The 21,756-nt window shown below is 65.9% G+C and carries 15 protein-coding genes; 10 read left to right on the forward strand and 5 right to left on the reverse strand.

The features are described 5' to 3' along the window. The first annotated feature begins 31 nt into the window (after nt 1–31). The 6 genes from IDT60_RS08385 to IDT60_RS08410 all read left to right on the forward strand — a co-directional run bounded on the left by IDT60_RS08385 (nt 32) and on the right by IDT60_RS08410 (nt 9,858). Nucleotides 32–2,077, forward strand: a complete 2,046-nt coding sequence (locus tag IDT60_RS08385) for a DNA/RNA non-specific endonuclease (protein ID WP_191081553.1) — start codon at nt 32–34, stop codon at nt 2,075–2,077. A gap of 20 nt (nt 2,078–2,097) precedes the next feature. Next, nucleotides 2,098–2,421 carry a Gmad2 immunoglobulin-like domain-containing protein gene (locus IDT60_RS08390; protein ID WP_191081554.1) on the forward strand — a complete coding sequence of 108 codons (324 nt, stop codon included), beginning with the start codon at nt 2,098–2,100 and terminating at the stop codon, nt 2,419–2,421. 24 nt (nt 2,422–2,445) lie between these two features. Continuing rightward, nucleotides 2,446–3,519 carry a DUF3616 domain-containing protein gene (locus IDT60_RS08395; RefSeq protein ID WP_191081555.1) on the forward strand — a complete coding sequence of 358 codons (1,074 nt, stop codon included), beginning with the start codon at nt 2,446–2,448 and terminating at the stop codon, nt 3,517–3,519. 140 nt (nt 3,520–3,659) lie between these two features. Further along, nucleotides 3,660–4,667, forward strand: a complete 1,008-nt coding sequence (locus IDT60_RS08400) for a serine protease (RefSeq protein WP_164200119.1) — start codon at nt 3,660–3,662, stop codon at nt 4,665–4,667. Continuing rightward, on the forward strand, nt 4,664–6,682 hold the full coding sequence (locus IDT60_RS08405; RefSeq protein WP_191081556.1) for a serine protease: 2,019 nt from the start codon (nt 4,664–4,666) through the stop codon (nt 6,680–6,682). The genes IDT60_RS08400 and IDT60_RS08405 overlap by 4 nt, the downstream gene beginning before the upstream one ends. Then, on the forward strand, nt 6,679–9,858 hold the full coding sequence (locus tag IDT60_RS08410; RefSeq protein ID WP_191081557.1) for an effector-associated domain EAD1-containing protein: 3,180 nt from the start codon (nt 6,679–6,681) through the stop codon (nt 9,856–9,858). Before IDT60_RS08405 ends, IDT60_RS08410 begins: the two co-directional genes overlap by 4 nt. 25 nt (nt 9,859–9,883) lie before the next feature. Here the strand turns inward: IDT60_RS08410 and IDT60_RS08415 are convergent, their stop codons facing one another. Continuing rightward, nucleotides 9,884–10,408: an HAD family hydrolase gene (locus tag IDT60_RS08415; RefSeq protein ID WP_191081558.1), complete on the reverse strand. Its 525-nt coding sequence runs from the start codon at nt 10,406–10,408 to the stop codon at nt 9,884–9,886. 215 nt (nt 10,409–10,623) lie between these two features. On the opposite strand from IDT60_RS08415, the gene IDT60_RS08420 reads away from it, so the two are divergent. Continuing rightward, complete coding sequence (locus tag IDT60_RS08420) at nt 10,624–12,363, forward strand: M4 family metallopeptidase (RefSeq protein ID WP_191081559.1); 1,740 nt, start codon at nt 10,624–10,626, stop codon at nt 12,361–12,363. Between the two features lie 11 nt (nt 12,364–12,374). Next, nucleotides 12,375–14,267: an alpha-amylase family glycosyl hydrolase gene (locus IDT60_RS08425; protein ID WP_191081560.1), complete on the forward strand. Its 1,893-nt coding sequence runs from the start codon at nt 12,375–12,377 to the stop codon at nt 14,265–14,267. Between the two features lie 46 nt (nt 14,268–14,313). On the opposite strand, the gene IDT60_RS08430 is transcribed toward IDT60_RS08425, so the two are convergent. Next, nucleotides 14,314–14,841, reverse strand: coding sequence for a DUF427 domain-containing protein (locus IDT60_RS08430; RefSeq protein WP_191081561.1), 528 nt, complete (start codon nt 14,839–14,841; stop codon nt 14,314–14,316). A 110-nt stretch (nt 14,842–14,951) separates the two neighbouring features. Here IDT60_RS08430 and IDT60_RS08435 point away from each other — a divergent pair, with 110 nt between their 5' ends. Beyond that, entirely contained in the window at nt 14,952–15,494 is a 543-nt protein-coding gene (locus IDT60_RS08435) for a PadR family transcriptional regulator (RefSeq protein WP_191081562.1), read from the forward strand. 181 nt (nt 15,495–15,675) lie between these two features. After that, a complete protein-coding gene (locus IDT60_RS08440) occupies nt 15,676–17,202 on the forward strand; it encodes an ABC1 kinase family protein (RefSeq protein WP_370590730.1) in 1,527 nt (508 codons plus the stop codon). An 8-nt stretch (nt 17,203–17,210) separates the two neighbouring features. On the opposite strand, the gene IDT60_RS08445 is transcribed toward IDT60_RS08440, so the two are convergent. The 3 genes from IDT60_RS08445 to IDT60_RS08455 all read right to left on the reverse strand — a co-directional run bounded on the left by IDT60_RS08445 (nt 17,211) and on the right by IDT60_RS08455 (nt 21,752). Then, nucleotides 17,211–19,919: a PEP/pyruvate-binding domain-containing protein gene (locus IDT60_RS08445; protein ID WP_191081564.1), complete on the reverse strand. Its 2,709-nt coding sequence runs from the start codon at nt 19,917–19,919 to the stop codon at nt 17,211–17,213. Nucleotides 19,920–20,066: 147 nt separating this feature from the next. Continuing rightward, nucleotides 20,067–20,309 (reverse strand): hypothetical protein, encoded by a 243-nt coding sequence (locus IDT60_RS08450; RefSeq protein WP_191081565.1) that lies wholly within the window; start codon nt 20,307–20,309, stop codon nt 20,067–20,069. Nucleotides 20,310–20,318: 9 nt separating this feature from the next. After that, nucleotides 20,319–21,752, reverse strand: a complete 1,434-nt coding sequence (locus IDT60_RS08455; RefSeq protein ID WP_191081566.1) for a flotillin family protein — start codon at nt 21,750–21,752, stop codon at nt 20,319–20,321. Nucleotides 21,753–21,756 lie beyond the last annotated feature (4 nt).

Below are 21,756 nucleotides of genomic sequence, written 5' to 3' on the forward strand. Positions count from 1 at the left end.
GTCACCACACCATCGATTGAAAGGCACGCACGTGGAGGATCTCATCGGCCGCCTCAAGGCCGCCAACGCCCGGATCGAACGCAGGGATGGCCTGCTTGGCGAGGAAATGCTCGAACGCCGCGAAGCCGCAGCCTTGATCCCCGAACTGGCCGGCCGGGGCCTCGAAGGCGCCCACCCGGATCCCGGGCCAACGCTTGACGTCGGTGGGCAGACGGTCGATCGAACCGAGTTCGCGCAGGAAACCATAGTCCTGCGCACCGGGCGGCCTGTGCTGGCCATCCTTGGTGATGAGGCCCAGCTCGTGTTCTCCGATCCGGAAAGCACTGTCTGGGAGTCGCGTCTCCGGGATGCTTCAGCTTTTTTGGAGAACGCCGCGCGGGCAGTCGGCCGCATCGAAGTTGAGGGTCACGACCTTGCCTGGCTGGGGACTGGCTGGTTGGTGAGGCCGGATGTTGTGGTCACGAACCGCCATGTGGCCGCCGAGTTCGGGCGCCACGACGGCACGTCATTCGTGTTCAAGCAGGGAAGCAGCGGCAGCCGGATGAACGCTTCGATCGATTTCCTGGAAGAAATCGGAAGCACCAGGGACCGGACGTTTCGGCTGGACCGCATCCTGCACATCGAGGATGCGGACGGACCTGATGTGGCGTTTGTGAGCGTCAGGCCAACCCGGGAGCACTCCCTCGCAACGCCTATCGGGCTGTCCACACATTCCGAGGACAACGAGATGGTAGCGGCGATCGGCTACCCGGCCCGGGACAGCCGCATACCGGACCAGCAGCTGATGGATGAGATCTTCGGGAACGTCTATAACAAGAAGCGCCTCGCCCCGGGACAGCTGATCGGATCAGATCCGACGTCGGTCCGCCATGATTGTTCGACTCTTGGCGGCAACTCCGGATCGGTGGTGCTGTCCCTGAAAACCGGCGAAGCGGTGGGTTTGCATTTCGCTGGCCGTTTCCTCAGAAGCAATTTCGCGGTACCGGCCGCCGTCGTGCGGGAGCGGCTCGATGAGATCCTGAACGGCCGGACGCGGCAGAGTGTTCGTCCATCAGTTCCGGATGGCCCGACGCCGACAAAGCACCACGCGCCCGCGGCTCCCCGCCCGGAAACAAAATTCTCCTTCGTGGTTCCGCTGCGCGTGACGGTGGAGGTGGGGAACCCGTACCCGGATGGCACCGCCGGCGACCAGGCTACGAACGGCTCGGCGTCGACAACCGACACAGACGAGGACGTGTTCACAGAGGCGGTTGCGGCCGACTACCGGGACCGCCTGGGCTACGACGAGACATTTCTCGGCACTCCCGTGCCCCTGCCGGTGGTAACAAGCGGCCAGGATGACGTCCTCGCCTTCACCGTCGATGGAAACCCTGAGAAGGTGCTGCGATACGAACATTTCGCAGTCATGATGAGCAGGAGCCGTCGGCTGTGCTTGTTCAGCGCAGTGAACATCGACGGGCTGCAGTCCATCTCGATGGCGCGCACGGGTTGGCGCACGGATCCGCGTATTCCGCTCGGAGCGCAGATCCGCCATGAGTGCTACGGCGCCGAACCAAAGTTCTCCCGGGGTCACATGACTCGGCGGGAAGACCCGGTGTGGGGTCCCAACGGTGCCGCGTCGAAAGCGAATGCGGATTCCATGCACGTCACTAACGCGGTCCCGCAGATGCAGCCCTTCAACGGCGGAGTGTGGCTCGAGCTTGAGAATTACGCGCTGCAGAACGCGCGCAAGGACGACATGAGGATCTCCGTATTCACCGGTCCATTCCTGACGCCGGGGGACCCAACAAGGTTCGGTGTGCAGATCCCGACAGAATTCTGGAAGGTCATCGCGTTTATTCACGACGGGACGGGGCAGCTGTGTGCCACCGGTTACACGATGTCCCAACAGGATTTCCTGCGTGAGGAGGAGTTCGTTTTCGGCAAGCACAAGACGTCGCAGCGATCAATCGCCTCCATCGAACAACGCACGGGCCTCTCGTTCGGTCCGCTTGCCGCACTCGACCCGCTTGAGGACACCGAGGGTCTGGTATCTGAACTGACCGATGTCCGGCAGATCCGGTTTGTTGGACGTTAACCGGCCCTAAGGAGTTAGCCATGGCCCCGCGACTCATCGAAGTGCGCCAGCCGAAGCTGAACGACGTTATCGGCAGCGACTTTACGGTGGCCGGCTTCGGGACCGGCTTCGAAGCCACCGTCCTGTGGCAGCTGCTGGACAAAAACGGTCAAAGCGTAGCCCGGGGAAATATTCAGGGCGCCGGCTCCATGGGAGTCATCCTGGACTTTGGCCATCAGGTTTCGGTCGGCGGTTACACCGCCCGCGCTGCCCACATGACGCTTCAGGTCTTCGGCGAGGACCGCATCAATAACCCCGACCTGATCTTTCCCGGTCAAATCTTTCGTATCCCGCTGCTCACCTGAAGCCACGATGAAGGAGCGCACGCCATGACCGGACGCCAACGGGCTGACAAACCGTCGGGCAGCATCTCGCTGGTCCTCGATCAGCCCAGCACCCTCAAGCCAGGTGATGACCTTCGCGACGGGTTGTCTGCCATTGTCCGCGAGGGCGACCACCTCTGGGTCGCCAACGACGAGACGACCAGCCTCGAACGGCTCACCATCGACGGCGACCACGCCGCCGGCCATCGCAGCTTCGATCTCACTACGTTCCTGACGCTGCCGGGGGAAGGGGAGATCGATATCGAAGGCCTCGATATCTCCGGTGACACCCTGTGGCTGCTCGGGTCACACAGCGCGGTCCGCAAGCGGGTCAAGGACAAACACAGCCCGGACCAGGCACGGAAAGCCCTGGCGACAGTCGAAGTCAGCCAGCGCCGGCAGGTGTTGGCCCGGCTCTGGACCGGAACCCTCGCAGACGCGGACGGCAGCCGGAACGGCGGGCAGCAGAAAGCTACTGTGTTCGGCACCGGGAAAGGCACTGGCGGGGGCCTGCTGGATCTTCTGTCTGATGACCCTCACCTTGGAGGCTTCATACGGTCGCCGTCGATTCCGGGCAAGGACAACGGCATCGACTGCGAGGGGCTCGCGGTGGCGGGCGGCCGGGTGTTCATCGGCCTGCGCGGGCCGGTGCTGCGCGGATGGGCGGTGATTATCGAACTCAATGCCGGCAACGGGCCAGGCATCGCGCCGCAGCCGATCGGTCCAGGGGGACGCCGCTACCGCAAGCACTTCCTCGACCTGCGTGGTTTGGGTGTGCGGGACCTGTGCCGTCACCACAATGACCTGCTCGTCCTGGCGGGACCCACCATGGAACTGGACGGCCGCACCACCCTGTTCCGGTGGCGGGACGCGCTGGTGTCTGACGGCGAGGCCGTCCTCCCCAGGGGCGAGCTGAAAGGCGAACTTGACATACCTTTCGGACACGGCAAGGACCGGGCCGAGGGGGTCACCGTGCTGGAGGACGGCAGGTCGGTGCTGGTGGTCTACGACACGCCGGCAAGCGAACGCAAGACCGGAGACCACGGCGTCCGCGCCGACGTCTTTGGCCTCAGTGAGTAACGAACTCAGGAAGCCGCGACGGCGTCGAAGCGTCTAACGGGCACCCGGTCCCTACAGTAACGCCGCAGTAACGCGCGCCTCCTAGCGTTGAGCCAGATATGCCGTGCGGTGATTGAGCGAATATCAGGGAGGCAGGCAGTATGGATCCCAGGCAGGTGTTCCAGGAGTCCGATATCAAGGACGAGTTCCTGGACCGGTTCGATGAGCTGCGGTCCCATGCACGGGACGGCGGGGGACTGGAGGGGCTGGAGGGCGGCCTCAGCATCGACGATGCCGCTGAAGTCGCCGAGAGCATGGCCGAGGGCAGCTACGCGCCGGGGAGCCACTGGGGCGTAGAGGCGATCATCGAGCGGTTCACCCGCCCCGTCTACCTCATCCAGGACGCCACATTCACTGTTCCGCCGGACAGCTTCCCTGAAAGCGAGGTCATCGCCGGCAAACTCGATACGGGCCGCAGCCTGGTCGAAGGAGCCATCCCGAGCGTGGGGCGCATCGACCTTCGCAACCACCGTCTCGACTGGGTGGGCACAGCCTGGCTGGTCGGCCCGGATCTTCTGGTGACCAACAGGCACGTCGCCTCAGAGTTCGCCGGCGCCCGGAACGGCCAGTTTGTTTTCCAGGAGAACTTCGACGGATCCAAAGTCGCCGCCACCGTGGACTGGCGCCACGAGTTCCAGCGCGGCCACGAGTCGCGGTTCCGGGTCAAGGAAGTGGTGTGGATCGAGCCGCGAAACTCAGTTGATGTGGCGCTCCTGCGGATCTCACCGGAAAGCGAGGACGGCGAGCCGGCGCCCGCACCGATTCCGCTGATGACCCGCGACGAATTGCGCGCCGCGCCGCCGGGGGAGTGGGTCACCGTCATCGGATACCCTGCCTTCGACAGCCGGAATGACGCCGCCGACCAGCAGCGCATCTTCGACGGAAACTTCAACGTCAAGCGCCTCGCGCCCGGGCAGATCACCTTCCGTTCCGAACAGCCTGTCCTCTTCCACGATGCCACCACCCTGGGCGGAAACTCGGGCTCCGTGGTCTTTGATCTGAGCACAGGCAAGGCCGCCGCGCTGCATTTCGGGGGCATCCAAGGGCAACGCAACGAGGCCGTGCAGGCGTGGCGCCTGCGGGAGATCATCAGGGAGCATGCAGGGTGACAGACGCCGTGGCCAGTCCGACGGCGTGGTGGGACGATCCTGCGACCAACTGGGACGATCCCGGGCCCCGCCGTTTGGTGCTCCTGCTGGAGCACGCCTACACCGACGCCGGCGATATCCGGCGTGCCGGCGTCGCGATCGGTCTTGACCCCTCAGCAGGGGGCCGCTCCGCGGAAGGTGACATGGCTTCCTCCGGCTGGAGGTCGTTTCTCGCTGCGGCGTCGCGGCGGGGCCAGGTCCTTGACCTTGCAGCCCACGTGCTGCATGACCAGGGCGTTTCGGAGTTCCACGCCCCGCTGCGAAGCCTCCTCGGCGACAGGCTGGGCGAAGTCAACGCCCGCATTCTCCTGCACTACGGCCTGCCGCCCCGGCCTGCCGAGGGTGCCGATACCTTTGTGGACAGTATCCTCGCTGCCGAGGTGGTCCCCGGCAGGCACGGCGAGCTGCAGACGATCACCTCTCCCGGGCAGGGATTCGTTGACCCTCGGGCACACCTGCAGGCGATGGGTGACATGCTCAGGCGCACTGCCATGATCGAAGTGGGCGGGTTTCCGGCCGGAACCGGGTTCCTCGTGGGCGAGGACCTCCTCCTCACGGCCGCGCATGTGCTTGACCGGTACCATTGGCCGCCCTCCCCGCTGCCGGCCGTGCGGGCCATCTTCGACTTCGAAGACGCGGGCCGCAGTGCCGCAGAAGCGGGGACTCCGGTCCAGGTCAAGGACTTCATCACCGGCAGTCTTCCCACTCAGGACGAAGCGGCCAATTCCGCCATCGACAACTGGGATGCCCCGGCGGATCGGCTGGACTTTGCCCTCCTCAGGCTGGCCCGCACCGTGCCGGACTTCAACGCGACCTCTGGCACGGCGACGCAGCGGGGGTTCTACTCGCTGCTGCCGGACGAATATGTTTTCGCCGCCCAGCGGCAGTACTACATCATGCAGCATCCCCTAGGGAGCTTTGTCCAGCTTTCCTCCTTCAGCGGGCGCCCCCTGCTGAGCGCCGGCGGGACGCGGATGCGCTACGCCGGCAACACGCTTGCCGGTTCGTCCGGGTCGCCTGTCGTTGACTTCCGCGGGAGGCTGGTCGGGCTCCACCACTACGCCACGCCCGGCCGCAACCAGGGCATTCCGATCTGGATGATCGCGCGCGCCCTGCTCAACGGTGCCCACAGTTCGCTCTTCACGGGCGCGGGACCCGCTGCAGCGGCAGCGGCCGTTCGCGAAGTGGACCCCTTCGCGACCGTTGCCGTGCTGCGGCGTCCTTTCGTCAACCGGCAAAACCTGCGGAAGCTCATGCGTGAAATGGTTGAGCACCGGGACAGCTACCGGACGCTCGCCATCAACGGGGCCAGCAGCCGTGCCGGCGTCTCATACTCCTACCAGCTCGCCTCGCATGTCTCGGACCAGGCGCCCCTGTGCGCTGCCCTCAGGGCGGCCGCCCCGGGAGGGATCAAGGTGGTCAAGATCGACCTTCGGGATTTCCTCAAGGCGGGGGTGGAGAGAGCCCGGACGGATATCGGCCTGGCGATGCTCCTTGAGCTTGGAATCATTTCAGCCCCCTCCGATATCGACGCGCAGGCTGCCCGCGGAACGGCCACCCTGGTCGCAACATTAAGCGCCAAGCTGCGGCGCTCGGATGCGCAATGGTGGATCTTCTTCGACAGCCTCGACAACGTCCAGGCCGTCAAGCAGGGCGATGTCGACGAGCTTGTCCACGCCCTCATCAAGCTGGCCGACGACGTGCCGGTGCCGCTGCGGGTGGTGGTGGCAGGCCGGGAAGCGCAGAAGTTCGCCGATGAACACACCGCCTGGGCCGCCCGTGATGCGGCAGCCGGGCTGACCCGCGGCGACGTCGAGGCCTGGCTCCGCAAACGCGCCGACGAGGAGATGCGCGGGATCGACGAGGCAAAGCTTGCCGCGAAGCTCACCAGCTTGTTTCCTCCCGGTCCCCTTCCCGAACCGGAACAGCTCGCGCTGTGCCTGCCGGCGGCGCTGGAGGAAGTGCTCGCGTCATGAGTGAGCTTGAGAACGCCGAAGTCCTCCTTGCCGAGGCGCAGCGCCGCAGCCTGCTCGGCCGCTCCGCCCTGGCGGAGCAGCTCGCGCTTCTCGGGACGTTCAGCCCTGACCGGCTCTCCACCGCCCTGGCAGCCGATGACGAAGGCGAGGGCGACCCGCGCAGCGTCCTGGAACTGCTCAGCCGGCGCCTGCCCTCGGGGGAGCTGATGCTGGAGGACCTGCCCCGTATCAACGCCTTGACGCGGATGCTTAGCCGGGGCGGCCACCCCGAGCTCGCCCGTGTTCGCCGGACCATCAGCAACGTTTCTGACAGCCCGCTTCAGCGCATGCTGGACGCGTTCGTCCTCGGCGGCGGGCCGGAGCTGGAAGAACGGGACGAGGACGAGCTGATTGCTTCGCTCGATGTGTGGGGCTGGGCGACGGAAGCGGTGGCCAGAGCCCACCTGGTGGGACTGTCTCCTGTCACGCCGGGAAAGGACGCCATCGAGAGCAGGCTGGCGCTGCTCAATGTCACCCGCGCCGTCCGGCGCCTGGCAGCCGGGGGCTGTCTGGGCCGCGAGGTCCAGCTCGGCCGGCTTCATGGGTATCTTCGCCGCCACTCCGGCCCGCACGACCTGCGGGCGGAGCCCGCCATGGTGGTCTACGGGATCGGCGGGGTAGGCAAGTCAACACTGGTGGCCCGGTTCGTCCTGGACCTTTACGACGAACGGTTCGACCCTGCGACCGGAGTGTTCGCCTACCTGGACCTGGACCGGCCAACGCTCGCCGACTGCGACCCTGAGGTGCTCCTGACCGATATCACCGAGCAGGTGGCTGCACAGCTCACCGGCCACAGACGGCAGTTTGCGCGCAACGCAGAGGTCAAACGCCGGCTCCAGCGCGGCGCCGGGCTTGAGGCATCGGACTCCGCCGGCTCGTACCGCCAGCAGGCAAGCCAGCTGGTGGCAGACCTTCGGCTGTTCGCCGGGGGTGCGATCGCCGTCGTCCTCGACACCTACGAGCAGCTGGAACGCAACCATCCCGAGCAGCGCGGCCCGGTCTACGAGCTCTTCGGGCTCCTGGCGGCCGACCTCCCGGGCTTCCGGCTTGTGGTCTCCGGTCGGTCTCCCGCGACGGCTTTCCTCGACCCGGCCCGGCCGGACCGGGTGATGCGCGTTCCCGCGCTCGAGGAGCCCGCCGCACTGGCGCTGCTGCGGCACTTTGTGCACAAAGAGTCAGAGCGGGCCAGGCGGCCGGCGGTGGAGGTCGGAGACGAACTCGGACGCGAAATTGTGGACCTCATCGGCGGAATCCCGCTGACCCTTCGCCTGGCCGCCCGGGTACTCGTGCAGGAGGGGCCGGAGGTCCTCACCGACCTGCGTTCACGATCGCGCGCGCTGGACCATCTTCGCGAAGAGTTTGTCCGGGGCTTCCTCTATCAGCGCATCCTCGACCACATCACGGCGCATCACCCGCCCGTCACTACCCCCGACCTCCGCCGCCTGGCGCGCGTGAGCATAGTGCTGCGCCGCATCACTGTCGAGCTTGTGGAGTGCGTGCTGGTGCCCTCCCTGGCACCCGCCCCCGCAGGCACCGCGACCGAACTGTTCGAGGAGCTTGCCGGTGAAGTGGCGTTCGTAGAGCTCGACGGCGGCGTCCTGCGCCTGCGCGAGGAGCTGCGGGTGCCCGCGCTGGTTGCGCTGCGCCTCGCGGACCCGGGACTGGTGCGGCACGTCCACGAACAGGCCGCGGAGTTCTATCGCGGGCGTCCGGGGGAGGAAGACAAACTTGAGTTTGCCTATCACCGGCTGGCGCTCGGCACACCACCGGACGAGTTCGACGAGGCTACCCTGCGCCGGCTGGCGCCTGCCACCGACGACCTTCCGCCGTCCTCTGCCGCGACCCTTCGCGACGCTGTCAAAAACCCTGCACGCCTCGTCACGGCAAGGATGCTGGAGGAATGGGAAAACTCCATCTTCCCGGTGGTTGACGCGGCGCTGCGGGAAGGGCGGGTGGCAGAAGCGCGCAGACTGCTCTCCGAACGGCCGGACCGCAGTCCTGGCACAGAGCTGTACAGGCTCGAGTCGCGCCTGGCCCAGGCCGAACACGACCTCCCCGCCGCGACCGACGCCGCGGCCCGCGACCTCAAGGCTGCCGAGGCAGCTGCCGATCCCACGCGCTTTGCCGCGGCCGCACTGCGGCTGGCCAACCTGAATGAGCTGAGTGGCCTGGGGTCCGCCGCCGACGAGGTCCTCCGGGCGGCCGACGATGCAAAGACCCTCGCCGGGTGGGTCCTGCTGCGTCTGGAACTGCTGCTTAACCGGATGAATCTTCGCGAACGCACCCGACTGGAGAATGAGGAAGACCGGTGGCTCCTTGAGATGCAGGCGCGTTCACTGATGCAGCGCGCCAGTGCACGTGAACTTGCGGGCAACTCAGCGCTCGTACGGTTGCTGGCGGCGGCGTTGGGCGCCGAGGAGCCGGACAGGCTCCGGGAAGCGCTCCGGCTCATAGGGCTCGGACACGAAGAGGACCCGGCCCGGGTGGCGTTGCTCATCGAGTCCCTCGCGGACTGGGACTCGTCGCTTGACCCGCCGGGGAAGCTTGCCAGCGCCTCGAACCTCCGGCTTGAAGGAGGGGATCCGGGCTCAGTACGGCGCGCATGGTCCGCCCTGTCCGGTCTGGGAACGGATGCCACCCACGTGCTTGACCGGGTGTGGGAACAGATCCGCCCGTCAGTTGTTGTCCGTGAGCGGCTGCGCGAGATTTACCTGTGGTGGGCGGTCGGGAAGCCGATGGCCGCCGTTGAGGCTTCGTCGGGTGCCCCGGGCAGCCCCGCGTTCAGCCATTCGGCCGGAGGAGGCGGTGCTCCACCGGTGCACCTCCGGACCGATGATCCCATCGACTGGTCCCGCCCGGAGGTTCTGCAGCTCGAAGAGCTGATCCTCACGGCCTACCCGACAAGTACTGATCTCCTGTCGTTGGCCTCGCGGGCGGGCCTGGACCAGACATTGATTAGCTGGGCCAGCTCCGGTCGCCGGATCACGCGCGAAGTCCTGGGTGTGGCAAGCCGCGCCCATCAGCTTGGCGACATCGTCGAAGCCATGCTCACCGACCCGGAAGCTGTGTCCGTCCATTGGGCCGTCCGCCAATTGATGGGTGAGGAGTGGCTCTCCGAGCACCATCCGGACGCATGATCCTTTCAGCGGTGCACGCGCCGGTTCAGGTTCGCCCGGACGGCGGGGGAGAGCCGCCGGCGAGGAACGCCTGCACCACCGGTACCACCGCGTCCAGGGTATGCACCTCGCCCTGGACCTGCCCCGGACCCCGGACATGGAGGGCAGCCATTCCCAGGCGGCGGGCTGCGCGCACATGGCTGCGGTTCTCGGTGATGAACAGAACGTCGCCGAATTCGACGTCGGGACCCGCCTTCGAAGCCGCAGCGCGGAAGATCGCCTCATGGGGCTTGGACACGCCCACCTCCGTGGACAACGTGACGCGCGCCGCGACGGGCTCGAAGAACGGCAGGATGCCGAGGTCGTCAAGAAGGCTGTAGTACTGCTGCTGGATGACGGCCACGTCCGATGGCTCGGCCGGCATGTGAAAATCCGACACCAGACCCAGCAATGCTGCCGTCTCCCCGTCAGCGCAGAATGAGGCTATGGACTCCAGCGCTTCGAGTGCCCCTGGCAGCAGGACGCCATCGCTTTCCAGCGTGTCCCCGAGATCGAACAGGATGAGTTTCACAACAGGCTCCCGGGTTTGGCCCCACGAAGAAGTGTCCGAAGGACTCTTCGTGGCGAGTGTGGACCATCACGCGTTACTCCGGCGTTACCGCTGCTTCAACACCGGAGTAACGGGGCAGTAACGCCACACCCCTAGACTCGACGCGGGAGGGATCGGGGGGCTGCGTTCCCGGCTGATCCACAGACCTAAACAGGACCGAGCGGGAAGAGACGGAGATGTCTGAAGCTTTGGAGGGACTGCACTATCACGCCGGGGAAGACAACACGGAGTCGCGTTCCCCTGAATCGTTTGACCGCCCGCCGGAGGGCGCCGATGACGCGCCCGCCATGACCTTCAACAGCAATGAGGGGGCAGCGAGGTACTACCTCGACCAGCTCCTCCAGCAGGACCACCGTGAGAGCATGCGGTCCCTGACTGAACCCGAGCGCCCGGAGCGCGTCCCAAGCCTGGTGGTTGAGAGTGAGCGGGACCTGCCTGCACTGGGAACCCACGCGATGCGCTTTTCGCAGAGATATCGGGACATTCCGATCTTCGGCGCCATGGCCCTGGTTGAGCTGACGGCGTCGCGTGACCTCGTGAGCGTGAACGGGCAACTCGGCGAAGCACCTGGCGTGAGCCCTGTCGAATCCCTCAGCCGTGCCGAGGCGCTGGCGAAAGTGGCCGACTTCACCGGCGCGGACATTCCGGCCGACGCGGGAGTCGGCGCCGCACTCAACTTCTACAAAAAGGACGACGACGGGTCCTGGCACCTGGCGTGGTTCTTCCAGGAACTTCCCGCGGAGCCGCCCGCCAACGACGAAGGCAACGGCGGCAACGAGGAAGCGCTCCTGGGCCACGGCTTGGGGCGGCGGCCATTACCACCCAGCTTCAACTACCTCGTGGACGCGCACGATGGCGAAATCCTGTTCTGTTACAGCGCCGCACCGACTGCGCTCGCCATCCCCGCCAGGTGTACCGGAATCGATGAGAACGACGACGAGCAGGCCTTCTTTGGTGAGTTGGTCGCACCCACAGCCACGACGTGCCGGTTGAACGACCCGCGGCGAAGGGTCCGCACCTACGACCTGAAATTCGCAGACATCGACGACGATCCGCCCGATCCCGACTTCCCTGTGGAGGCCCCGGACAGTGCCTATGGTGACATCAACCGGGCGGCCGTGTCCGCCCACGCCAACGCCTCCCGGGTGCTGGACTTCTACAACGTGGTCCTGCAGCGCAAGGGAATCGACGACAACGGGATGGACCTCGTCTCCCTGGTCAACGTCACGGCGGCGAGCATGCAGACTCCGCCCACCCTCCTCAATGCCTTCTGGTACCGGCACCGCATGTGGTACGGGCAGATCAGGAAGGACGGCCGCCTTGTCAGCCTCTCGCGCTTCCTGGACGTAATCGGGCATGAGCTCACCCACGGCGTGATCGAAACGACGTCGAACCTGGTGTATGCCACCCAGTCCGGTGCGCTCAACGAGTCATTCGCCGACGTTGCCGGGGTCATCATCAAGAACTGGTACGAGGCGCCTGACCGAAATGATGTGGGGACCTGGGATTGGGAGATCGGCCCCGGACTGAGGGCGGACGGGCGCCCGCTCCGGGATTTTGCCGACCCCGCCCGCACAGGTCACCCCAAACACATGGACGGGTTCCGCCGGCTGGCCCCAGGCAAGCTGCCGGGACCGTCCAATGACCAGGGCTGGGTCCACTTCAACAGCAATATCCACAACAAAGCAGTCCACAACCTGCTGACCATGACCAAGAACGGCGCTCCGGTGTTCAGCGTCGAGGACGTGGCTGTGCTGACGTACCTGGGCATGGCACGGCTGACTCCGCGGGCGACCTTCCCTGAGGCGCTCCAGTCGGTGGTCGACGTCGGCCAGACGTACTTCGGCGGCGACGTCCGCAAGGCAGAAAAGATCGCCGCCATCAGGGAGGCCTACCAGCTTGTTGGCATCACGTAGGTGTGGCCGCTATGACACTTGACATCTACGAGGTCGGGGCGGCCCCGGTAAAGAATGCCGCGGGTCACTGGCTTGTGCACTTCGGCATCTACCTGCCCGGCATTACCTATCCTGACGGATACCGGGTCCGGGTCCGTATCATCCACGAGCGCGATCAGTTCGTGCGGGGTATTGAACCAAAGGTATTTGACCTGTACTGGCACGGCGGCACGGCCCTGGACTTGTGGGATATCACCGTTGACCTGACCGCGGACAGCGACGGAAACTTCGGCCAGGACGGTGTCTACCTGTATCGGTTCCAGCTGCTCCGCGGCGCCCGGACCGTCGCATTCTGGTTCGCCGATCCCTTCGCCCGCGCCACCGGCCGCGGCACGTTGTCCGCTTTCGACATCGGCAGCCCCGGCGGGCCGTTCACCTGGCATGATGACGGGTTTGTTGTTCCGGAAGTCGATGACCTTGTTGTCTACGAACTGCACGTTGGTGAATTCAACGGCACGTTCGACGGGGTGGCCAGCCAGTTGGCCTACCTGCAGGGCCTGGGCGTCAACGCACTGGAGCTCATGCCGGTGACCAACGTCAAGGACGACGTGGAATGGGGCTACACACCGCTTTCCTACTTCGCGCCCGATGACCGCTATGGCGGTCCGGAGGGCCTGAAACGCCTTGTCGATGCCTGTCACAGCAACGGCATCGCCGTGATCCTGGATGCCGTGTACTCCCATTCACACCCCGAATTCGCCTATAACCTCGTCTACAACACGTCCGGCAGGCCGAATCCGATGATGGGCCTGTTCGGGGAGGAGTTCTCTGAGTCGCCCGGCACCGACTTCACCAAAGAGTTCACCCGCGACTTCTTTATGGCGGCCAGCCAGTACTGGCTGGACGAATACCATGTGGACGGGTTCCGCTACGACTACGTGCCGGGCATCTTCGACGGGGCCGCGGGGCGGGGCTACGCCGAGCTTGTCTACCGGACCTACCAGCACACCCGGCAGCCCTCCCGCTACCCGCGTTTTGATGCCGGCGACGGACGGAGCCTGGTGATCCAATGCGCGGAGCACCTATCTGACGCCAGGGGAATCCTGCGCACCACCTACTCGAACACATGCTGGCAGAACGGCCTGCTTGACGAGGCGGCCGGGCAGGCCGGCGGGGGCACTGTCCAAGCCTCCTTCGCCCGCCAACTGGACCCCGAACTCATCGGCTTCCCCAACCTCTACAAGAACCCCACCACCGGAGAACACTTCCCCGTGGCTCCGTTCCAGTATCTTGAGTCGCACGACCACAGCCGGTTCATCACGCGGTTCGGACTGGAAAAGCTTGCTGACCCAGTCGGCCAGCCCTATGGAAACCGCGAACTTTTCTACAAAACGCAGCCTTACGTCATCGCGCTGTACACCGCCAAAGGCGTGCCCATGCTTTGGCACGGCCAGGAGTTCGCCGAGAACTGGAGTGTGACACCACACCGGCCGGGCGGCTATGAGCGGATCCTGTACAGCCGCCCCCTCCACTGGGAGTACTTCTACGATATTCCCGGAAAGGCACTCATCCGGCTGTACCGGATCATGGCCGGCCTGCGGTCCCGGTACAGGGCTCTCGGCAGCCGGGGCTTCTTTTACTACGAGGACGATCCGAACCACCGCAAAGAAGGAATTATTGTCTTCCGCCGCGAAGCACCCGCAGCTGGTGCCCTCCCCGCGGAGGCGTTTATGGTGGTGCTCAATTTTTCGGACGACAGCGTCGAGGCCTGGATTCGCTGGCCGAAGGCCGGTCGGTGGGAAGAACAGATTGACAGGACAGAGAATCCCGGGCCGCCACTCCTGATTCCAGCCGGGGGCCACGTAAGTCCGGTCCGCGTACCCTCCAACTATGGCGCCGTCTACCGGCTCCTGCCGGACGGGTAACCGCCGGGCCGGCTAATGCCGGCGCCCGGTTTCGACGGCGGCTTGCTCACCACCCTGCCGTACCCGGTCCGCCTTTGTACGGGCCAACGATCCTGCTGGTGATCCACCCGCCATAGAAATCACCTGCCTGAAAGGCCACCTGTTCGCCATCGACCTCGCAGGAGTCCATCCGGCCCGGGTAGAGGGCCACCCGGTTACGGAGCTCCCCGAAACCGCTGGCAGGTTCCGGATAGGTCCACCCGCCACGGGGCGCGACGACTCCGCCGGCAACGACGTCGAAGTAGTGCGCTTCGCCCTTGAACTCGCAGAAGGTGGTGCCCCCGGCCGGGACGAGCGCACCGTCAGCAAAGGAGTCCAGGGGCAAGTAGTAGACAGGCGGATGGCTGGTCTCAAGGACGCGCAGTGCATCGGTGGTGTCGGCAATGACCTGGCCGCCGAGCCGCACGACGACCCTTTCGGACCGTGCCTCGACCCTTGGCGGCCGCGGGTAATCCCACACCGATTCCTGACCCGGCTTGGGTTTCATGGGCTTGGGACGCCGGAAAAGGCCGGGAAAACCGTCAGCAGGATTCATCTCTCCATGCTGCCACCTTCGGCTGGGCGGGGCGTCGGTTTCTCCCTGTTGGTTTTGCGGGCACGGATGTATCGTTGACTATCGTTCGCGACTCGTTAGAGGAGAGCAACATGCATAACTCGTACCCGGCGGGCGGATCCGGCGGCCCCAACATTGACGGCGTATGGCAGGTCGTCGAGGAGCTGCGCTCGCGGTTTGAGAAGCGTTCGGGCACCCGCGCGGGCCGGGGCGAAGTGCGGTCGGCCATACTGGCCCTGCTCGCGGAGCGGCCGATGCACGGCTACCAGATCATCAATGAGATTGAGGAGCGCAGCCGTGGCAGCTGGAAACCCAGCGCCGGATCGATCTACCCAACCCTGCAGTTGCTCGCCGATGAGGGATTCATCAGTGCCGAGGAATCCAACGGGCGCAAGATCTATTCCCTGACCGAAGCAGGCAGGGAAGAGGTAGCGGGTGCCGATGCATCCGCGCTCTGGGAGTCAACGGGCCCGGGATCCGGCACAGGGTTTGCGGCGCTGCCCAAGGCCGGCATCGAGCTCGCGCAGGCTGCTGCCCAGGTGGGCCGCACCGGCTCTCCGAAGCAGGTGCAGGAGGCGGTCATGGTGCTCGACGAGGCACGCCGCCGGCTGTACTCGATCCTCGCCCAGGACTGACGGGGTGGCGCCGGCTCGCCGGGAACGTGCAGGTCCGGGCCCCGGCGCCGGGAACAACCGCGCCCGTTACCGCCGCATCCTGCGGTTCGCCGCGTGGCACCTGGCGGTGACCTGGTGGTTTGAGCTGTTCCTCCCGCGCATCGGTCTTATCAGGATTGCCGAACACATAAGGACTCGGAGGATGCGGCGCTTCGCACAGCGCTTCCGTGACCTTGCGGTGGACCTTGGCGGCCTGATGATCAAGGTTGGCCAGTTCCTGTCGTCCAGGCTCGATGTGCTCCCGCCGGAAATCACCGCTGAACTGGAGGGCCTCCAGGACGAGGTGCCCCCGGTCCCGTTCGCCGCAATCCGCGCCCTTGCCGAATCGGAGCTGGGGGCGCCGCTGAGCATGATCTTCGCCTCGGTGGATGAAACGCCAATCGCTGCAGCCTCCCTCGGCCAGGCGCACCGCGCACAACTCATGCCCGCCAACGCCGCCGATGCCGGGCTCCACCGGGTGGTGTTGAAGGTGCAGCGACCGGGCATCGACGCGATTGTCGACGTCGACCTGGCGGCACTTCGCAAGGTGGCCGGCTGGCTTAGCCACGTGCGCCTGGTGTCCGATCGTGCCGATATGCCCGCCCTGGTTGAGGAGTTTGCCCAAACCAGCCTTGAGGAGATCGACTACCTGCACGAGGCAGTGAATGCTGAGCGCTTCGCGGCGGATTTCGCCGACGACGAGAGGGTGACCGTGCCTGAGATCGTCTGGGAGCGGAGCACCCGCCGCGTGCTTACCCTCGAAGATGTCACGGCGATCAAGATCACCGACTTGCCCGCGCTCCTTGCGGCGGGGATCGATCCGGCGGAGGTTGCCCCGGTTTTCGCCTCTGTCATGTTTGACCAGATGTTTACGGAAGGTTTTTTCCATGCCGATCCGCACCCCGGCAATATCTTTGTCACGCCGAATACCGATTCAGCCGCAGAGCACCCCTGGAAGCTGACGTTCATCGACTTCGGGATGATGGGCGAGGTTCCGCCCAGTACGCGCAGCGGCCTGCGGAGGCTGCTGATTGCGGCTGCCTCGCGTGACGGCAGGGGTCTGGTGGCGGCGATCAGCGATGTGGGGGTGCTGGTGCCCTCGGCCGATACGGCGGAGCTTGAGCGGGCCATGACCCATCTCTTCGCCAGGTTCGGCGGGATGGGCTTTGCCGAGCTTCGCGAGGTGGATCCGCGGGAGTTCCTTGATTTCGCGGTGGAGTTCGGCGACCTGGTCCGCTCGTTGCCGTTCCAGTTTCCGGAGAACTTCCTGCTCATCATCCGCGCGATGTCGCTGACGTCGGGAGTGTGCAGTTCCTTGGATGCACGCTTCAATTTGTGGGACTCCGTGGAACCCTATGCAGCGCAGCTGCTGCGCGACGAGCGCGGCAATATCGTGCAGGACGTGGCACAGCAGGCGTTCGACGCGGCCGGCGTCGCCCTGCGGCTGCCGAAACGCCTGGACGGCCTTGTCACGCGGATCGAGGACGGGTCACTCTCGGCGGCCAATCCGCGTCTTGAACGGCAGGTGGCCCGGCTGAACCGGACGGCCCGGCGATCGGTATCGGCAGTGATTTTCGGCGCCATGCTCATTGCAGGTTCCGTGGTCCGGGCGGACGACACAGTGCTCGGCAACATCCTGATGATTGCTTCAGTGGTTCCGCTGCTGCACGGACTGTGGGTTCGGCGCTGAAAAGACCCTCACCACACAACAGTTCCCGCAGCCCCGTCCACGGTGATGCTCTGGCCATCGCGCAGGCGCGTGGTGGCGTCGGCAACACCCACTACTGCGGGAATACCGTACTCGCGGGCCACCACCGCCCCGTGCGATATCACGCCGCCCATCTCCATCACCAGGGCGCCGGCCGTCATAAAAAGCGGCGTCCAGCCGGGATCGGTGGAGGGGGCCACCAGGATTTCCCCTGGTTCGAGGCGGGCGCCCACCGGATCCATGATTACCCTGACCTTCCCCGTCGCGGTGCCCGCAGAGGCCGGCGTCCCCGTCAGGTGGTCTCCGGCAGCCGGCAGCGGCTTCGCGGCGGCCTCCACATCGGTGCCGTCCGAGAGCAGCAGGCGCGGAACGCGCCGCCGGCGGAGTTCGACGTCGTACAGCCGGCGGCGGCGTGTCACGATTCCCTTCAGGTCCGCACCGCGAAGGCCAACACGCAGTTCGTCGAAGTCCAGGAAAAACGCGTCACCGGCGGCGTCGATTACTCCGTTCCTGACCAGCTCGGCCCCGACTTCCCTAAGCTGCCGGTGCATCTCCGCGAGCACCAGAATGATGCAGAACTTGGGGAACTCGCGCAGACCGGCGAGCTGACGTGTCCGGCGCAGGCACAACGACACCAGGCGCCCCCGCAACCGGCCCGCTGACCCGGCACGCGCCACCAGGTCGCCGATCCGGGCCTCCGCATGGTCAGCGGCCCGCGCGAATTGGCGGTCCGGAGTCTGTTCGGGGTCGTCCACGCGGAGATAGTTCGAGATCATGCCGAGGATGTGGTCAGGTTCCTCGGACCACCGCGGCATACCCAGGTCGATCTCCGCCACGGCCCGGTGACCGTACTTGGCCAGGAATTCCTGCAGCCCGGACTGGGCAGCCGCCGGCAGCATGCCCGCTTTGTAGCGCGAAGCCAACCCGCCAGGCTTCAGTTCCATGAACACACGGCGGGATTCCGGGTCCCTGCCCAGAGACACTGTCAGTTTCCATAGCTCCAGATCCATCATGGTGGTCACGTTGTGGGGAAGTCCGCGGAGGACGGCCTCGAGCTCGCGCGGCTTCGCAATTCCGCGCAGCAGCCTGCGGGCCGCGGCCAGCATCAGGTAACCAACGGTCGGCGCCGGCAGCGTGGCCTGGATCAGCCCGTTGATCGTGGTGGCCATGATGTCCTCGGTGTGCTGGAGCCGGCGGGCTGCGGTAGCCGGCAACGGGAGGACCAGCCGGGCGGCGAGACGGTCCTGGTACCGCCGTGCCCGCCGAAGTTCCCGCTCCGGCCAGAGCAGCGCGCGGGCCATGGGGGGAATGAGCCGGAGGAACAGGCCCAGGCTCTGGGTGCCTTCAGTGCCCTTGGACCGGACCGTGGCAGGAGTAATGGGCCCCTCGCCGCCGCGTTTGTTCCGGGGACTCCGGACAACACTGAACCGAGGGTCGTCCAGGAGCGCAGGCAAGAGGGCAGCTGACCTTCCGTCCGCGAGCGGCAGCACCTTCACCAGCGACTGGCGGCCGGATTTGTTGCGGAGAAGCGGCGTCAGGTCGACGTACATCCGCAGTCCCGGATTCACGTACTTCCACGGGCCCTTGTTGCTGCCCCTCATGAGGCCCAGGACGGAGAGTCCCATCGGCGTGATCGGACGAGTGAGGCCCTGGAGCAGCGTGCCGCACAGGTAGACGCGAGTATCCGCGCCGGAGGCTGCGTCAGCCGCCGCGCCGGTGCCGGCCTGACCGTTGAGCGGGTCATCGGCGGGCAGGGGATACAGCGTGGTGATGGGCCGCGACTGGGTCAGCCAGGCCTTACCGCCGGCGTCGATCACCCACTCCACGTCCTGGGGCGCGCCCACAAGCCGCTGGGCAGCGTCGCCAAGGGACGCCAGCTCACGCAGCTGTGCCCTGGTCAGGCTTGGAGCCGTGCCGTCCGGCTGCTGCAGGAGCCGGCCCGATGCCGTGTCCACCACGAAATGGTCGGGGTTCACGGCGCCGGACACTACTGCCTGTCCCGGTCCCGGAGCGGCGTCAATGACGGTTTCGGTGCGAGTGCCTGTCACCGGATTGGCGGTGAACAGCACACCGGCCGTCCGGGCGTGGACCATGTGTTGAATAACGACGGCGAGGCCCACCTCGTGGTGCCTGATCCCGTTCGTTGTGCGGTAGGCCACCGCACGGTCCGTCCACAGGGAGGCCCAGCAGCGCCGGACGGCGTCGACGACGGCATCGGCTCCCGCCACGTCCATAAAGGAATCCTGCTGCCCTGCGAAGCTGGCAAAGGGCAGATCCTCGGCGGTGGCGGACGAACGCACCGCCACCGGCCCGCCGCCCATCGCAGCATAGGCGTCGCGGACTGCAGCATCGACGGAGGGAGGCACCGGCGCAGCCGCCACCGCCTCCCGCGCACGCCGCGCAAGGTCGTCGCGGTCCCCGTCAGACAGAACGGCAGCGCCGGCCAGGCCGGCCCCGTCGAGACCAGCCCCGTCGAGGCGGGTGGCAATGGCATCCAGTTCCGCCGGCGCGGAGATCCTGTAGCCCGCCGTCGTCAGGCAGAAACCGGGGGGAACCGGAAAATCCGCGGCGACGAGGCGGCCAAGGTTCAGGGCCTTGCCGCCCACTGTGGCCAGCGACGCTGACGCCAGCTGGCTGAGGTCGAGAACCAGGCCGGAACCGGCGTCTCCGCGCTCCGTATCGAGACCTACAGAATCCATGTCCTGCCCCTAGCCGTTGTCCTCGAAGGCGGTGGTCCACACCCGATGAACTGCACAAACCCGGCCATAACGGCTCCTCGACGGCGGTGGACGCTGATGCGGATCAGGCTAATCCCGACGGCGGGCAGCGCGAAGAGTCGAAATGCCCTACCCGCCGTGCCTCAGCACCTCCGGAAGTTCGTCCACGTAAACCGTCTGCGGCGGCTCGTAGTAGATCACCAGCACCTCATCACCCACTGCGAAGCCGCTCGTCCTGTCGAACGGGTGGGCATGGAATGCCATGATGCCGCCGAGGTAGGGCAGCATCACTTCCCCGATGGTGCCCGGCCCGATCCGCCCTGTCACCCGCCCGATTTTGCCTGTCAGGCTCCGGTCAACATTCCTGTGCACGCCTGCCTCCTAGGCGTCGGGAGACTTGGGCTGGCGCTTGGCATCCTGGCCCTTCTTGAGCGCGGACGCGAGTGCCGGGAGGTAATCTCCAGCCTGCGCGAGGATTCCGCCAAGCATTTTGTTGACGCCTTCGCCGCCGTTCAGGACAGTCATCTGGCCCACATGTGAGAACGGCTCGGCAGCTGCCGCGATGATCGCGGGCATGTTCTCGGCGAGCTGCTGGGAAATCACCGCGTCCTGGTTGGTCCCCAACGCCTCGGCCCGCGCCTTGATGCCATCTGCCTCGGCCAGCGCTTTGGCCTTGATCGCTGAGGCCGCGGCATCACCCTTGGCTTTGGTGGCCGCTGCTTCGGCTTCGCCGGTGACCTTGGTGGCTCCGGCAGCGGCTGCTGCTGCGGTGGCATTTGCCTGGGCCTGCAGCTCCGTCCGGCGGGCGTTGGCCTGGGCTTCAAGCTCGGTTCGGCGTGCGAGTGCCTCGGCGGCGCTGATGTCTGCCGCTTTCTGGCCTTCCGCGTCGGTTCGTTTGGCGTAGGCTTTGGCGTCCGCGGGTTTCCGGATGGTGGTCTGGAGCTTCTGCTCTTCCCGGTCCGCCTCAAGCTTGGCTACCTCGGTTTCCTGAACCACCACCTGCTGCCTGGCTGTGGCGTCGGCCAGCGGGCCGGCCTGGGCAGCGTTGGCCTTGGCGCGCTCGGCGTTGGCCTGAGCCACCGACTGCCTGATTGCTGAAACGCTCTGCGCGTCCGCGATCAGCGCCGCCGCCTCCGCTTCCTTCTCGGCCGCTTCGCGGTTGCGGGTGGCCTCGGCGATGCGGGCCTCCATTTTTACCTGCGCAATGTGCGGCTTGGCGATGTTCTGGATGTACCCCGTCGGGTCCTGCAGGTCCTTGATCTGCAGCGAATCCACCACCAGCCCCAGTTTTTCCATCTCCACGCCGCTGGCGCTGCGGACCTGCGAAGCGAGCTTGTCCCGCTCGCGGATGATCTCCTCCATGGTCATGCTGCCGATGATTGAGCGGAGGTGGCCTTCAAAGACGTTGTATACCTGGCTTTCCATCTTGGGCTGCTGTCCCAGGAAGCGACGTGCCGCATTGGCGATGAAGGGCGGGGCGTCGCCAATCTTGTAGATGACCACGCCCTCCACGATCACCTGGATGCCCTGGGAAGTAACGCAGGAGACTTTGAGCTCAGTTTCATTCAAAGTGAGCGACAACGTCCGCACCGTCTGGAGGCCGGGAAGGACCAAAGCGCCCTTTCCTGTGACGATCTTGAAATCCATCCCCGCCCGGGTTTCCAGGGTTCCACGGGTCAGCCCGGAGATGATGAGCGCTTCGTTGGGTTCCGCCACCTTCCACATCAGTTTTGTTGCCACCCAGATAAAGGCAGCGGCAACAAGCACGCCCAGGATGGCGGCAATGAGAGGAAAGAATGCTGAGAAGTCCGGCATAACC

It is taken from the genome of Pseudarthrobacter sp. BIM B-2242, from assembly GCF_014764445.1.
Classification (GTDB): domain Bacteria; phylum Actinomycetota; class Actinomycetes; order Actinomycetales; family Micrococcaceae; genus Arthrobacter; species Arthrobacter luteus_A.